General features: G+C 40.2%; 14 protein-coding genes. 12 read left to right on the top strand and 2 right to left on the bottom strand.

Features of this window, described 5'->3' with window-relative positions; genetic code table 11:
• Window positions 1–165 precede the first annotated feature (165 nt).
• From PE36_RS07650 to PE36_RS07620, 7 genes are all read left to right on the top strand, one after another.
• Entirely contained in the window at window positions 166–375 is a 210-nt protein-coding gene (locus PE36_RS07650; protein WP_006031412.1) for a hypothetical protein, read from the top strand.
• Window positions 376–384: 9 nt separating this feature from the next.
• The gene (sodN, locus tag PE36_RS07645) at window positions 385–888 is read left to right on the top strand and encodes a superoxide dismutase, Ni (protein ID WP_006031411.1); all 504 of its coding nucleotides are present in this window, start codon (window positions 385–387) and stop codon (window positions 886–888) included.
• A gap of 17 nt (window positions 889–905) precedes the next feature.
• Window positions 906–1,205 carry a nickel-type superoxide dismutase maturation protease gene (gene sodX / locus PE36_RS07640; protein ID WP_255348859.1) on the top strand — a complete coding sequence of 100 codons (300 nt, stop codon included), beginning with the start codon at window positions 906–908 and terminating at the stop codon, window positions 1,203–1,205.
• Between the two features lie 102 nt (window positions 1,206–1,307).
• Window positions 1,308–2,219: a metal ABC transporter substrate-binding protein gene (locus tag PE36_RS07635; RefSeq protein ID WP_006031409.1), complete on the top strand. Its 912-nt coding sequence runs from the start codon at window positions 1,308–1,310 to the stop codon at window positions 2,217–2,219.
• Window positions 2,219–3,073, top strand: a complete 855-nt coding sequence (locus PE36_RS07630) for a manganese/iron ABC transporter ATP-binding protein (protein ID WP_006031408.1) — start codon at window positions 2,219–2,221, stop codon at window positions 3,071–3,073. The genes PE36_RS07635 and PE36_RS07630 overlap by 1 nt, the downstream gene beginning before the upstream one ends.
• On the top strand, window positions 3,067–3,960 hold the full coding sequence (locus PE36_RS07625) for a metal ABC transporter permease (protein WP_006031407.1): 894 nt from the start codon (window positions 3,067–3,069) through the stop codon (window positions 3,958–3,960). The genes PE36_RS07630 and PE36_RS07625 overlap by 7 nt, the downstream gene beginning before the upstream one ends.
• A gap of 11 nt (window positions 3,961–3,971) precedes the next feature.
• On the top strand, window positions 3,972–4,877 hold the full coding sequence (locus tag PE36_RS07620) for a metal ABC transporter permease (protein WP_006031406.1): 906 nt from the start codon (window positions 3,972–3,974) through the stop codon (window positions 4,875–4,877).
• On the opposite strand, the gene PE36_RS07615 is transcribed toward PE36_RS07620, so the two are convergent.
• The gene (locus tag PE36_RS07615; protein WP_006031405.1) at window positions 4,863–5,666 is read right to left on the bottom strand and encodes a class I SAM-dependent methyltransferase; all 804 of its coding nucleotides are present in this window, start codon (window positions 5,664–5,666) and stop codon (window positions 4,863–4,865) included. The genes PE36_RS07620 and PE36_RS07615 overlap by 15 nt on opposite strands.
• A 129-nt stretch (window positions 5,667–5,795) precedes the next feature.
• Here PE36_RS07615 and PE36_RS07610 point away from each other — a divergent pair, with 129 nt between their 5' ends.
• From PE36_RS07610 to PE36_RS07595, 4 genes are all read left to right on the top strand, one after another.
• The gene (locus PE36_RS07610; protein ID WP_006031404.1) at window positions 5,796–6,959 is read left to right on the top strand and encodes a glycosyltransferase family 4 protein; all 1,164 of its coding nucleotides are present in this window, start codon (window positions 5,796–5,798) and stop codon (window positions 6,957–6,959) included.
• Entirely contained in the window at window positions 6,956–8,359 is a 1,404-nt protein-coding gene (locus tag PE36_RS07605; RefSeq protein ID WP_043994247.1) for a lipopolysaccharide biosynthesis protein, read from the top strand. The genes PE36_RS07610 and PE36_RS07605 overlap by 4 nt, the downstream gene beginning before the upstream one ends.
• A 56-nt stretch (window positions 8,360–8,415) precedes the next feature.
• Window positions 8,416–9,903 (top strand): sigma-54 dependent transcriptional regulator, encoded by a 1,488-nt coding sequence (locus PE36_RS07600; RefSeq protein WP_006031402.1) that lies wholly within the window; start codon window positions 8,416–8,418, stop codon window positions 9,901–9,903.
• A 97-nt stretch (window positions 9,904–10,000) separates the two neighbouring features.
• On the top strand, window positions 10,001–10,429 hold the full coding sequence (locus tag PE36_RS07595) for a hypothetical protein (RefSeq protein WP_006031401.1): 429 nt from the start codon (window positions 10,001–10,003) through the stop codon (window positions 10,427–10,429).
• Window positions 10,430–10,665: 236 nt separating this feature from the next.
• Here the strand turns inward: PE36_RS07595 and gltS are convergent, their stop codons facing one another.
• Window positions 10,666–11,889, bottom strand: a complete 1,224-nt coding sequence (gene gltS / locus PE36_RS07590) for a sodium/glutamate symporter (protein WP_006031400.1) — start codon at window positions 11,887–11,889, stop codon at window positions 10,666–10,668.
• 628 nt (window positions 11,890–12,517) lie between these two features.
• Here gltS and PE36_RS07585 point away from each other — a divergent pair.
• Entirely contained in the window at window positions 12,518–14,668 is a 2,151-nt protein-coding gene (locus PE36_RS07585) for a TonB-dependent hemoglobin/transferrin/lactoferrin family receptor (RefSeq protein ID WP_006031399.1), read from the top strand.
• The last annotated feature ends 189 nt before the right edge of the window (window positions 14,669–14,857 follow it).

Raw genomic sequence — 14,857 nt, 5'->3', positions numbered from 1 at the left:
GATTGGTGAGCGTAAATGTAAACCATGGACTTGATTGAAGTAGATCAAAATAAACATATCAACAGCGTAATATAACATTATCTAAAAACTTCTTTACTTAATAATGATTATCAAATATAAATAAGAACCATTATCATTTGGTAATCATTATTAAACAGGACGTTTATGACTCAATCTCTCACCACCAAAAAAGCATTAACCGCTTTAACCCTTACTTTAGCGAGCCCGATGGTCTTGGCACATTCAGGACATGATCACAGTGATCCGCTATCAGGCTTAATTCATTTACTTTGGATCGCACCAGTTGTATTAGCCGCAGGCTATGCTGCGTTTTGTATTCGTCGTGCTAATCGTATCAAATCAACAAAAAAATAAGGGGGAAGTATGTTATTTAAATTAGTGTCGGCAATGGATAAGAAATTGTCATTTAGTCCTGTATCAGCGCATTGTGATATTCCATGCAAGATCTATGATCCTATCTCAGCGCAGTTAGCTGTACTCACTATGATACGTATGGTTGATTTATTGGATGAGTTCGGCTGTAAAGATTCGTTTAGTTTAAATGATCAAGCGCAATTTGCTCGTTTGATCACCGAGAAAGAAGTGCATGGTTTAAAAGTGAAAGAAGAGATCCGGGTTATTTGGGGCGATTACATTAAACAGCCGCAATTAGAACAGTTCCCTGAGCTACACGAATTGACTCATGGCATTATGCTCGCTGCATCTAAAGCTAAGCAGAATATCGATAAAGCTGCAACGCTGGACTTGTTAGCAAAAGTAAATCGATTTGCCGAGATATTTTGGACAACAAAAGGTATCGCCACATTTACCGCTACATCCCCGTACCCGCCAGCGCAACAACTTGTTTATCCTAAACTCGATTGCTAGGTTTTCATATTAGCCGAGTGCGGGGGACGAGTATGTCACCTCGTATTCCTGAAGGCAGTTATGTCTTGGTTAACTGTTGGCGTTCTTCGTTATCGGTAAAACCAGGACAGATTATTAAGATTCGTCATAGCCGTTATGGCGATATTATAAAAACCCTTGCTCATATTGATGACCAAGGGTTTTTATGGTTACGTGGGGAGCATAAAAGCAGTGTATCTATGCTTGATATGGGGCCGATTAAACACAAGCAAGTGATAGGGATTGTTTGGTTTATTATTCGGTCTATACCTAAAATAACATCTGAAGCAGCATCTTAAACCATTTTAAAAGAACTTAATGATAATAATTCTCATTTGTATTGAAAGGTCTTTTATTCCTTGTTAGTATTATCGGTATTGGATTAATAACAAGGAATAAACATGCTTCGTCAGTTTGGTTTTACTACCTCATTACTCTTCTGTTCGCTTTTTTTATCCACGTCAGTTTGGGCCAGTTCTGCTTCAGAGGCGGAACATAAATTTAAAGTGGTCACTACGTTTACTGTGATTGCGGATATTGTCAGAAATGTTGCAGGCGACGCTGCTATTGTCACATCGATAACCAAGCCGGATGCTGAAATTCATAATTATCAAACGACTCCGGGTGATATTCGTCGTGCGCAAGGCGCCGGTCTGATTATCTATAACGGACTTAATCTTGAGTTATGGTTTGATAAATTTTTTCATCATCTGCGCGATGTGCCTAGTGTTGTGGTCACAGAGGGCATCGTGCCGATGGGCATAGCGAAGGGACCTTATTCGGGAAAACCCAATCCTCACGCTTGGATGTCTGCTGATAATGCCTTGGTTTATGTTGAAAATATTCGTCAAGCTCTGGTTCAATATGACAGTACGAATACTGCTATTTATAACCAAAATGCCAAACGTTACGGTGCACAGATCCTCGCTGCGGTTAAGCCATTTAAGCAGAAACTTGCAGCCTTACCAAAAGACAAACGCTGGCTCGTCACTAGCGAGGGCGCGTTCAGTTACTTAGCGCGTGATTATGACTTGAAAGAGCTCTACCTCTGGCCAATCAATGCCGATGCACAGGGCACTCCACAGCAAGTTCGGAAAGTCATCGATGAGATCAGAGCCAATAATATTGTCGCAATTTTTAGTGAAAGTACGGTATCAGCTCGGCCCGCTCAGCAAGTCGCGCGTGAAACAGGTAGTCGCTATGCTGGTGTATTGTATGTCGATTCTTTAAGTGCGATGGATGGACCGGTACCAACCTATATTGACTTGCTTAAAGTCACGCTCAGTACCATAGCAGAAGGACTAAATCAATAATGATGGGATTAGAAGTTAACGATATCAGTGTCACTTATCGAAACGGTCATACCGCATTGTTTAATGCGAGTTTTAGTTTACCTAAGGGTTCTATTACGGCGTTGGTGGGCATCAATGGTAGCGGTAAATCAACCTTATTCAAGGCGATAATGGGGTTTGTTACTTTGGCTAAGGGGTCGGTAAGCATTTTGGGCTTGCCGGTTAAAAAGGCGTTAAAAAACAACTATGTTGCTTATGTTCCACAGAGTGAAGAAATTGATTGGAATTTTCCGATTCTAGTCGAAGACGTGGTCATGATGGGACGTTATGGGCATATGAATATGCTACGTATCGCCAAGCCTAATGATCACGATAAGGTCAATATGGCGCTTGATCGCGTCAGTATGGGCGAATTTAAACACCGTCAAATTGGTGAGTTATCTGGTGGTCAAAAAAAACGGGTGTTTTTAGCGCGTGCATTAGCACAGGAAAGCCAAGTTATTTTACTTGATGAACCCTTTACTGGGGTCGATGTAAAAACCGAAGAGCAGATCATGGCGTTATTACGTGAATTACGCGGGGAAGGCAAAGTGATTTTAGTCTCAACGCATAACCTTGGTAGTGTGCCGGAATTTTGCGACAGAACCGTGTTGATTAATCGCACCATATTAGATGCTGGTTTAACCAAAGATGTGTTTACACAAGATAATTTGCAAAAAACCTTTGGTGGGGTATTACGTCATTTCATTCTCGCGGGTGATGAGTTACATGAAGATGATGATAGAAGGCAAGTGACTGTTCTTTCTGATCACGAACGTCCGGTGGTACTTTATGGAGAGAGCGAGCAAAAACCAGTGGTGAGGGAAAGATGCTAGACACATTACTCATGCCATTTAGTTATGACTACATGGTCAATGCTATTTTTATTAGTGCGCTGGTGGGCGGTGTGTGTGCTTTTTTGTCTGTATACCTTATGTTGAAAGGTTGGTCATTAATTGGTGATGCATTATCACACGCTATTGTGCCCGGTGTTGCCGCTGCGTATATGTTAGGTTTGCCGTTTGCGTTAGGGGCTTTTTTCTCCGGTGGTTTAGCAGCAACAACTATGTTGTTTTTAAACCAACGTACCAAGTTAAAAGAAGACGCAATCATCGGCTTAATCTTTACCTCATTTTTTGGCTTAGGTCTGTTTATGGTATCGCTTGCCCCGACATCGGTGAATATTCAAACCATCGTCTTGGGTAATATTTTGGCTATTACCCCTGCAGATACAGTGCAGTTGTTGTTAATCGCCGGTATTTCACTGTTCATATTAGTATTAAAGTGGAGAGATTTAATGGTGGTATTTTTCGATGAAAATCATGCTCGCAGTATTGGTTTAAACCCGAATGCATTAAAGATCCTCTTCTTTACGTTACTCAGTGCGTGTACTGTCGCGGCGTTGCAAACCGTGGGGGCATTTTTAGTGATTGCCATGGTGGTGACGCCTGGGGCAACTGCTTATTTATTAAGTGACCGGTTTTCTCGGGTTATCATGCTCAGTGTATTTATCGGGGCGACAAGTTCGTTTGTGGGGGCTTACCTTAGTTATTTCATTGACGGCGCCACAGGCGGGATCATTGTGATATTACAGACCTTAGTTTTTGTGATGGCGTTTGTATTTGCACCCAAGCATGGCTATCTTGCCGCAAGATTTAAGGCGAGACGAACACTGTCTAGCAATGCGCTATCAACTCATATTTCTGACAATATATCTTTATAGACAAGGACGCTATGATGGTTACATTATTCGATACGTTATCTGAAACACTACTCAATGTGGTATTAGAACCTTTTTCATTTACTTTTATGCAGCAAGCATTTGTCATTGTACTGCTCGTAGCGATCCCAACTGCGCTGTTGTCGTGCTTTCTAGTATTAAAAGGCTGGTCATTAATGGGTGATGCTATTTCTCACTCTGTCTTGCCCGGTGTGGTTATTGCTTATGTATTGGCTATTCCCTATGTGATTGGTGCGTTTGTCGCAGGGATGTTTTGCGCTCTCGCGACTGGTTTTATTAAAGACAACAGCCGATTGAAAGAAGACACTGTCATGGGCGTGGTGTTTTCGGGGATGTTTGGGCTGGGGCTGGTATTAATGACTAAAATAGAAACGGGTGTGCATTTAGATCATATTTTGTTTGGTGATGTACTCGGGGTTACCTGGCATGACATTCTGGAGGTCGGTATTATTGCCTTTCTGGTTGTCGCATTCATGTTGATTAAAGGTAAGGATCTACTGGTTTTTGTGTTTGATCATCAACATGCTAAAGCCATTGGCCTATCGACAACTGTATTACATTATGGTTTGTTATCGCTGTTATCATTAACCATAGTGTGTGCGCTAAAAGCGGTGGGCATGATCTTGGTGATCGCGATGCTGATTGCCCCAGGGGCGATTGCATTTTTATTGACGAGTAAATTTCAAAATATGTTGCTTGTAGCCTTGCTGATTTCGCTATTGACGTCATTTTTCGGCGTTTATTTAAGTTTCTACCTCGACAGTGCACCTGCACCAACGATCATCATGCTGTTGAGTATTACCTTTATCTTGGTGTTTATTTACAGCAGTTACCAAGCGAAGGTAACTGCATCAAAATATTTACGCAGTGATGAGGTCGGGGAGTTAAGCTGTTTGTAAATCAGCAAGCCATTGCTGCTCAAAATCTTTCATTCGTAGGTGTTTACGAGAGGATTCGTGGGCTTGTTTATGCTGGGCAGAGGTAAATGGACCGGCCTGGCAAAAATGACAGCAATGGTCACCTAATTCGGGTAATAGTGTGAGTCGCGAGCGGAGCGCCTGTGTTAGCTGGTTTGTTGGACGTGGGCTCCAGACGTAGGTAATACCCTTGGTGTCTTTCACATGTTTATCGCGATCCACATTACGAATACGGTATCCAGGGAAGTTTGCAATGTCGAAATTCATTTCACCAAGGTAATTTATACCTGTATTGAGTATTAACGAGTGTTCTATATTCCATTCAGAATATGGCTTTACGTCTTTGCTGGTGATATAGCACAATTGTGGACCTTCCGGGTCTAATAACTGTTCGCTCGCATTAATTAAAAAGTGGCGTAACAGGCGACGATTGAGCGTATTGATGCCCACATTCCTACATTTTTCATTAAACTCTGTTTTGGACGTGAATCCGGGTACTAATGGAAATTGAAAAATAACTAAATCAAAGCTGTGTTTACTGACATGAGACCAAGTCTCGGGTTTGGTAATATCGAATTCAGTTAATACTTGGCAATGACGATTTAATAATTGCTGATGAAAGTCATCACCATACTTTGATTGTAAGGTTGTGAGTGAATCATAAATTGTCGCTGTTAAGTGCTGCGGAGCATGGTGTTGAAATAAAGCATTGGAAAAAGACAGGTCACCATCACCAACGGTTAAAATTCGCCACTGCGGATCAATATACATGGTCAGAAACACTCACTAATATTAGAAAGCAGAACATTATACGGCAGAGCCGCCGAAAATTCACTTAAGCAATGCCAATATTATTATTATTTCTATACTTAGGCTAACCCTCTTGCTTAAGGAATAGCAATGAAACATATCGCGATTGTTGTCCCTGAATTTCCTATTGCCTCTGAAACATTTGTTGTCACTGAAATACAAGCATTAGCGAGGGCGGGGCACAGGGTCACTGTGTTTTGCTTTGTTAAACGGGAATTAGCCATAACATTGCCCAAGTATGTCAGTGTTATTGATATAAACGATACATCAAATAAGCACGTATCCGCATTTGTGGTGAAAAGACCATTAGCACTGGCAAAGGCATTGATTTGTTCACAAAATCAACATGCTATTTCAACCAAATCATTGCTGTTATATGGCGCAAAGTTGGCTTACCTTGCAAATAAGTATCATTGTGAGCACTTTCACTGCCATTTTATGCATTGTAGTTTGGCGTATACGCTGGTTGCTGCCCGCTGGCTTGGTATTAGCACATCGAGTGTCGGTCATGGTCATGATGTATATGTGAATAATGCTGATATTCAGTTCAAGTTATCAGCTTGTGATTTTAGCATTGCGATATGCCAAGACATGGTAGAAACATTTCAGCGGCTGGGAGCTAAGCATACGCATCTCTTACACAGTGGTGTTGATGTTTCTCGGTTTATTACCCATTCAGCACCGAAAAATAAACAACTTGAACTTCTCTTTGTCGGTCACTTAGTCGAAAAAAAAGGCATTGTATATGCCTTACAGGCGCTGGCTTTAATTGCTGAAAACCAGCGCCCTCATTTGGATATTGTTGGTCAAGGACCATCACAAAAACAGCTGTATAATTTGATCAAAAAATTGAAGTTGAAGGCCTCTGTACGCTTACTTGGCTACCGTTCACCCCATTGGATCGGACAGGAAGGTTCGAATTATGATTGTTTTGTTGCTCCGTTTTGCCCCTCGGAAGATGGCGATAGTGAAACGGAACCTATGGTATTAAAAGAAGCGATGGCGATGGGACTACCTGTGATCACGAGCGATGTGATGGGCTGTAGTGAGATAGTGACCAAAGATACGGGTTATATCGTTGCCCCGAAGGATGTTATTGCGCTAAAACTAGCGATTGAAAGCTTTATGCAATGCCAAAGTAATGTCAGGGAACAAATGAGAGTGTTGGCTCGGCAGCGCGTTGAACAATACTTTAACGCTCAAATTCAAGCTCGTCGATTATCGCATTTAATTGAAGGAACCAGAATTAAATGAGTAGCATAAAGGAAATGCTTATTTATGGTCTGGGCATCTTTGTATTAAAGGGCTTAGGGTTTGTGATGATGCCTATCGTGACGCGGATGTTAACGCAAGTTGATTATGGCGAGCTTAATTTTTTGGTTAGTATTGCCTCAATGATGAGCTTATTTCTGACGTTAGGCTTAGGGGATATTTTATTTCGTTTTGCCAGTGGTCAGGTTAAAGCAGATAACGATGCCGTTATGCGTCAATGCTTTCGACTATCACTCTTGTGTTCGATGCTGTTTCTTGCGCTGGCGTTGCCTTTAAGCGGGTTGATCATGACCTGGTTACCGGTGAGTTTAGATTTATTTGACTTGCAATTATTATTGGTCAGTTTGTCTTTATCTTCGCTGCTTACAGTACCTTATTGTTATTTCAGAATGACCCACCGAGCGGTACCTTTTATGGTGTTTTCTATTGCACAGGGTACGCTGCAAACAGTGCTTTCGATTGGCTTACTTATTTCCGGTTATGGCGTCACAGGTATGATGCTATCAAGTGCAATTAGTAGCTCTGTAGTCGCGATTGCAGTGTTAGTTTATTTTCGCGTGCATTTGCAAGGAAGACGCGCCAGTTTTACCTTAGATCATTACCGTTATATCGGCTTTATTATGTGTTCGGGGCTTTTTGTGTATTGCCTGAATGGCGCAGAAAACTGGTTGGTTGTGATCCATTTGGGAAAACAACAATTGGCCATCTTTTTTGCTGCGGGGCAATTTGGATTAATGATATCGGTGGCCTTTGAACCATTTCGAATGTGGTGGTGCGCAAGGCGTTTTCAGGTACACGACACAAATCCGAAACTGGGGGCTAGATATGCCGTACTCGGCGTGCAAATTGGTATGTTATTAGCGGGAGGTATGCTGTTCATGGCGCCTATTATGATGGATATCATGCTACCTGAAAGTTACCGCGAGAGTATCAGCTTGATCCCTTGGATGTGCTTGATTATGGCGTTACGCTTCCACTCCGAATTATTGAATATTGGTTGTTTTTTGAAACAAAATGCGAGATGGGCAACTATTATTGGTGGTTGCTGCGCTTTACATCTATTAATTATTGGCTATTGGGCTGTTGGGGCATACGGGCTAACGGGTTTATTGAATACGATGGGGTTAACGGTATTGATTCGGGGAATACTGTTTTATGTGATAAGTCAGCGATTGGTTTATTTACCTTATTGTAAATCACACCTAATCATATCGTGGCTAATTTTTATTGTGTTACTGATTGTGAACATTACTAAGGTTACAGGTTATCGATTTATTGAATTTACCATTCTCGCGGTGAACACATTACTATTATTATATTTGTATCGTGATTTGTGGCGCGATTTAAAATTTACGGCATGGCGAAGACATATCCCTAACTAATAGGGTAAAAATATTCAGGTATTTGCCATAGGGTTGAGATGACAAGGAGTCATTATATGGAGTTTACTGCGTTATTAGTCGAAGACAGTGTTGCTGTCGGAACCATTTACAGTGCTTATTTACGTAATGAAGGGGCAAATGTTACGTATGTGCAATCTGGGCGAGATGCATTAGTTGAGCTTACCCGTTGGCAGCCTGACCTATTGATTCTAGATATTCAGTTACCGGATATCTCAGGAATGGATATTTTAATGACAGTACAGCAACGCTACCCCGATATTAGTATCATTATGATCACCGCGCATGGCTCTATTGATCTTGCTGTCGATGCGATGAGAGCGGGTGCATTTGATTTTTTAGTTAAACCTTTTGATGCCAAACGCCTGTCAATTACCCTCCGTAACGCCCTTAAGCAGCGACAATTAATTAGCTTAGTCGCGAACTATGAAAGTAGCTTACCGAAACCTAATTTCCACGGCTTTATTGGCGAGTCATTAGCGATGCAAACTGTGTATAAAACCATTGATTGTGTAGCAAGCAGCAAAGCGTCTGTTTTTATTGTCGGTGAAAGTGGCACAGGTAAAGAGGTTTGTGCACAAGCGATCCATGATTGCGGGAACCGTAAAAATAAACCTTTTATTGCGCTTAATTGCGCCGCGATACCGAAAGAATTAATTGAAAGTGAAATATTTGGACACATAAAAGGCGCATTTACTGGCGCGACATCTAATCGAGATGGAGCAGCAACACGGGCGCATGGTGGTACCTTCTTTTTAGATGAAATATGCGAAATGGATCTTGATTTACAAAGTAAGTTATTACGATTCATTCAAACTGGCATATTTCAACGAGTAGGGGGATCACAAGAAGAACATGTTGATGTTCGATTTATTAGTGCGACAAATCGCAACCCTTGGAATGAGGTGACAGCGGGGCGATTCCGTGAGGATCTCTTTTATCGTTTACATGTAATACCAATTGAATTACCGCCATTGCGTATGCGGAACAATGACGGTTTTTTGATTGCGCAACAGTTACTTGTCGATTATAGCAAGGAAGAGAAAAAAGCATTTAAAGGCTTTGATAATAACGCCAAAGAGTTGATTATCAATTACTCTTGGCCAGGTAATGTGCGTATGTTGCAAAATGTGATCCGTCAAATAGTGGTTTTAAACAATAGCGAACTTGTTACCAGTTCGATGTTACCGATTGAGATACAGCAAGCAAACCTGGTTGATGAAAAGCAAAAAAAACCGTCTCTATTAGCCTATGATCTAGATCCCAATCAGCAACCTTGTTATGACACTTTTCCAACCATACTGGCTAATGACAGTGCAATTAAATCGAAAAAAGCGATAGTTATTAATCACATTGAAAAAAACATCATGCCATTATGGCAAAGTGAAAAACAACTGATTGAAAATGCGATAGCACATTGTAATGGCAATATTCCCAAGGCGGCTGCATTGCTGGATATAAGCGCGTCGACTATTTACCGAAAACGCCAGAATTGGTCAGAGATCTCATCAATTAATGTGAATTGATAAATATGAAATTATATTCTATCTTTGCATAACTTTAGCTTTACATGATAATGATTATCAAATATAAATAAGAATCATTATTATTTAGGATGTTGTTATGCAAACGTGGAAAGTGTTAATGGAAAACGGTCGTAGTTGTTTTAACTCAAAACTTTGGCAAGATGCTGAGGTTTGCTATCAACATGCAGTTGAGCAGATAAAGCTAGAATGGGATGAGAAGCCCGAAAATGAAGAACTATTCATGGCTTGGATATCTGCTCAACATAACTTAGCAGCAGTGTATGAAGAACAAGGTCACCATTATACTGCACTACGATATTTAACCATGCCTCATCAGTGGATGATGTCATTACTGCGTGGTGAAACGGCATCTGATGCCTTGAAGGCGCTAGCCACACAAGCAGTCAAAGTTACCTTAATGCCGTTATTGGATTTTAGCCATCGCCACCCTATATGTGACTCTTGCTTTGATGCTTTACAGGTATCACCTGAATGGCTTGAAGATCCTCATCCAACCATTCATTAATCTTAGGTTCATTCAGTCACCATCTGTTTATGGAATAGGGGAGAGAAACTATGTATTTATTATGGACTGTACCTGTGATGCTTGTGTTTTTTTATATCGTGATATGTATCCGACGCGCGAATAGAATTAAGCCAAGGTTACGGTAGTTGTAGGTTATTGATTGTAAAGTTGAGTGGAAATGTGAGGTATTTAGTGATTATCAGGCCTGTGACTTACCAGACCTGATAGGCTGAAGTTTATCCAATAAAGCTGATATAGCCTTGTAGAATAATCAAGTTCACAATATCAATGAAGAATGCGCCAACAATAGGCACAACCATAAATGCTTGTGGTGAGGGACCGTAGCGTGATACCAGCGAGCCCATGTTCATCACCGCGGTTGGTGTGGCACCCAGACCAAAGCCACAGTGACCACCGGCAATAATAGCGGCGTCGTAGTTTGAACCCATTACTTTAAAGGTCACAAAATACGAGAAAAGCGCGAGTACCACAGCTTGCACCGCTAAAATGATAAGAAGTGGTAAGGCTAAATCAAAAATATTCCATAATTTAAGATTCATCAATGCCATTGCTAAGAACAGCGATAAAGCGACTGTGCCCAGAATATCAACCGCTTCTGTATTCACTTTATAGCTTTTGGTTACTTCTGTGGTATTGGTAATGATCACGCCTAAAAATAGCGCATAGACAAAGTCTGGAATGCGTAACCAACTAATGTTGAGCAATGAAACTGCTTGTTCGACATACCCAGCACCGACCACACACGTTAATAGAATAAACAGTGTTTCGATGATACTTTTACCGGTAATACGATCTTCTTCTAATTCATTATAAGTCACCAACTCAGGGAATTGTTCGTGGTGGTTGGTACCAATACCATAGTCGGATACTAAGTTATGCTTGGTGATGAGGCGTTGGGCAATTGGCCCACCGATAATGCCACCAATCACTAGACCGAACGTCGCTGCCGCCATTGCCAGTTCTAGGGTGTTTATTCCGTAAATGTCGTAAAATGTTTGCGACCAAGCGGCACCTGTGCCATGACCACCTGATAGGGTGATTGAGCCAGCAATTAAACCAAGGATCGGTTCAAGCCCAAGCATGGTGGCTAAGCTCACACCTATACCATTTTGAATAATAATATAGAGAGAGGCGATGGCTAAGAAAAGGAATACTTTCGAGCCGCCTTTTAATAGCTGAGTATAACTCGCTGCTAAACCTACGGTACTAAAGAACATCAGCATTAGTGTGCTTTGTAAGGGCAGAGAGAATTCAAGCGTGATATTTTGAAAGTGTAAAATGGTGATGGTAATTGCAACGATTAACCCACCGACTATCGGTTCTGGGATATTAAAGCGCTGTAGTGCGGGGACTTTTTTATTAACTATATGCCCTAAGAACAGCACTAAAAATGCAATTAAAAAAGATTCGAGTTCACCAATTGAATAAATAGTATTCATATTACCTCTTGGTTATTTATCAGCCTGATAAGTATTGCTTAATCTGAAATGAATGTGAATAAGCAGATCAAAATGCTGATTTTATGATTGAAGTTGATATTTAATACGGAGTAAAAAGTGTGGATGAATGATTCCTGACCCTTGATATTCACAGTCTCATGATTGATGACCGAATGGTTTACTCTGCGCGTTAAATACTTATTAAATACTTATTAAATACCTGTTTAATATAAACATATAAAATATAAACATATATTAAATACAGAGGTGCCATACCTAAGTACATATACAAACGTTTACCCTGTGAATGGCTAGGTTTGCAGTTTAGCTATCTATTATGGATAGGTTAATTGAAATATAGCGCCTGAATATAGCATGTTTTCATGTTTATTCATTATTTATAGTTAAATACCGGTATTTGAACTAATTTAATTACTAATGATAACTAGAAAAATCGGTGATAAACCAACGTCTACCACTAATAAATATAAAATACTTTATTCCTTATCAAGTTTCAGATTATTCAATATAAAATAAATAAAAATACTAATGAGAATGATAGTAATTCTCATTTGATCTTGTTATATTGACGCCACTTAAACATTAATGACGCTGTAGGGAACTCTCGATGTCTTGGAACAAGAAGTATTTAACCACATCTATTTTATTAGCTTTATCAATGCCGGCAATGGCTGAATCAAATAACAACACGGCTGATGCGACTACCGTGGTGTCTGCGACACGCTCAGAACAATTACTGACAGATGTTGCAGCGTCAGTCAGTGTTATTTCCGCTGATGATATTGAAGAAAATCTAGTGAAAAATGTAGGTGAAATCTTTGACTATACGCCGGGCATAACAGTCGAAAGTGATCCTCGATACGGTATTCAAAGTATCAATATTCGCGGCATGGAAGGAAACCGCGTTAAGATTGTTATTGATGGTGTATCACAGGCAAATCGTTTTGATTCTGGTCAGTCTTTCATTCAATCAGGGCGATTAGATATCGACCCTGATATGATCAAATCAGTTGAAGTAGTAAAAGGTCCAGCATCGAGTTTATATGGTAGTGATGCTATTGCAGGTATTGTTGCCTTTGAAACGAAAGATCCAAGTGATTTTCTCGATGCAGGTGATAATAGCGGTGGTCACCTAAAATTAGGTTATCACTCGGTTGATAGTAGTTTCTCTCAATCAGTGGCATTAGCTAATCGTACTGGTAATTTAGAATCACTTGTGGCTTATACCCATAGAGCTGGTGAAGAAGAGCAAAACTTTGGTGAGCCAGATCCGCAAGAAACAGAAAAAAATAATATTTTAGTAAAACTTCAATATCAAATTAACGAAAATAACCGTATTGAATTTACTGGTGAACAAGTACTTTCTGATATAGATAGTGATTTACCACTAGATAGTACTTGGGATGAAAACTATGACGCTGAAGATCAGCATGAACGTCAACGTATTGGTGCAAAATATATTTTAACTGCAGATAACGCACTATTTGATTCTGTAGCACTGCAACTTGATTGGAAAAAAAGTAAACAAATATCTCAAACCATGCGTGGTAATACAGCGAATAAAAGTGAGTTAAAAGATTACCTCTATGGTGAAGAAGGCTATGAAGGTAGTGCTAAATTTGATAAATCATTTGCATTAGCAGGGATGGAACATTATTTAACATATGGTTTGTCTTATGAATATCGTGATATTGAGAATATCAATGTTACCTACAAGACGGATAGCGCGGGAGATACCACAAACACATTATATTATTATATGCCTGCCGCGGAAGAGATTAAGTGGGGCGCTTACCTACAAGATCAAATCGTTTTGCTCGACGGTGATTTAGTATTAACGCCAAGTGTTCGTTTTGATAGTTTTAGTACTAATCCTGATAATAGTGTACCAACCGATAAGCATAACAATGTGAGTGGTTACATCCCAACAGATTATAAAGATTATTCAGACTCTGCCGTCACGGGTAAGTTTGGTGCATTATATAGTTTAACGGAGGATACAAAAGTATTTGCACAAGTTAGCCAAGGTTTTAGAGCTCCAGATTTTCAAGAGCTGTTCTATTCATATAGCAGTGGCACTATGCCGTATAAGAGTGAGCCGAATCCTGACTTAAAAGCTGAAACAAGTATTTCTTATGAAACGGGTTTACGCGGTAACTTTAGCGCTGGTAATTATGAATTTGCGCTGTTTTACAGTGACTATGATAACTTTATTGATACGGTAACGCGTTATGATGATCCTCAATATAGCTGGGGCATCACATCGTATGACAACCTTGAAAAGGCAACTGTTAAAGGTGCAGAGTTAGGTGCTAACTTATGGTTAGATAGCTTAATTGGCGCATTTGACGGGACGACTTTACGCTTGGCTGCAGCTTACACTGAAGGTGAAGATCAAGATGGTTTAGCGCTTAATAGTGTTGCTCCTTGGAATATGGTAGTCGGTCTTAACTACGATAGCCCAAGCACAAACTGGGGTACGTCACTGAAGACTGTATATACGGCAAAGAAAGGCGTTAGCGACATTAACTCAACGGATACGGGTAATAAAGACCAGATTGAGAACCCAAGTTCAACAGTGGTTGATTTAACTGCTTACTACAAGCCAATGGAAGACTTAACATTACGTGCAGGTGTCTATAACCTCACAGATGAGCAGTACTGGTCATGGAATGATGTGCGCGGCTTAACAACACAAGATAATGATTTATCGCAAGCGGAACGTAACTACGGTGTGACTGTTAAATATGATTTTTAATTAGTCTCTCGTATTTAGTTTAAATTGATTTTTTACATTATAATCCGCTGGACTTTGTTCCGCGGATTTTTTCGTATTACTCCTGTCTTATCTAGAGGTTTAATCCTTGCTTGACCCATTACCATAAGGCCGATATCTTATTCGTATAATTAAGTAATTACATGCTCTAGATGGATATCAGAGCTCAGA

The organism is Moritella sp. PE36, from assembly GCF_000170855.1.
Taxonomy (GTDB): Bacteria; Pseudomonadota; Gammaproteobacteria; order Enterobacterales; family Moritellaceae; genus Moritella.
Note: the sequence above shows the minus strand (reverse complement) of the source record. Positions and strands in the feature narration are given on the sequence as shown.

Coding starts and splice junctions, on each gene's coding strand:
- PE36_RS07650 (WP_006031412.1), top strand. CDS start 166: ATGACTCAATCTCTCACCACCAAAAAAGCATTAACCGCTTTAACCCTT.
- sodN (WP_006031411.1), top strand. CDS start 385: ATGTTATTTAAATTAGTGTCGGCAATGGATAAGAAATTGTCATTTAGT.
- PE36_RS07635 (WP_006031409.1), top strand. CDS start 1,308: ATGCTTCGTCAGTTTGGTTTTACTACCTCATTACTCTTCTGTTCGCTT.
- PE36_RS07630 (WP_006031408.1), top strand. CDS start 2,219: ATGATGGGATTAGAAGTTAACGATATCAGTGTCACTTATCGAAACGGT.
- PE36_RS07625 (WP_006031407.1), top strand. CDS start 3,067: ATGCTAGACACATTACTCATGCCATTTAGTTATGACTACATGGTCAAT.
- PE36_RS07620 (WP_006031406.1), top strand. CDS start 3,972: ATGATGGTTACATTATTCGATACGTTATCTGAAACACTACTCAATGTG.
- PE36_RS07615 (WP_006031405.1), bottom strand. CDS start 5,666: ATGTATATTGATCCGCAGTGGCGAATTTTAACCGTTGGTGATGGTGAC.
- PE36_RS07610 (WP_006031404.1), top strand. CDS start 5,796: ATGAAACATATCGCGATTGTTGTCCCTGAATTTCCTATTGCCTCTGAA.
- PE36_RS07605 (WP_043994247.1), top strand. CDS start 6,956: ATGAGTAGCATAAAGGAAATGCTTATTTATGGTCTGGGCATCTTTGTA.
- PE36_RS07600 (WP_006031402.1), top strand. CDS start 8,416: ATGGAGTTTACTGCGTTATTAGTCGAAGACAGTGTTGCTGTCGGAACC.
- PE36_RS07595 (WP_006031401.1), top strand. CDS start 10,001: ATGCAAACGTGGAAAGTGTTAATGGAAAACGGTCGTAGTTGTTTTAAC.
- gltS (WP_006031400.1), bottom strand. CDS start 11,889: ATGAATACTATTTATTCAATTGGTGAACTCGAATCTTTTTTAATTGCA.
- PE36_RS07585 (WP_006031399.1), top strand. CDS start 12,518: ATGTCTTGGAACAAGAAGTATTTAACCACATCTATTTTATTAGCTTTA.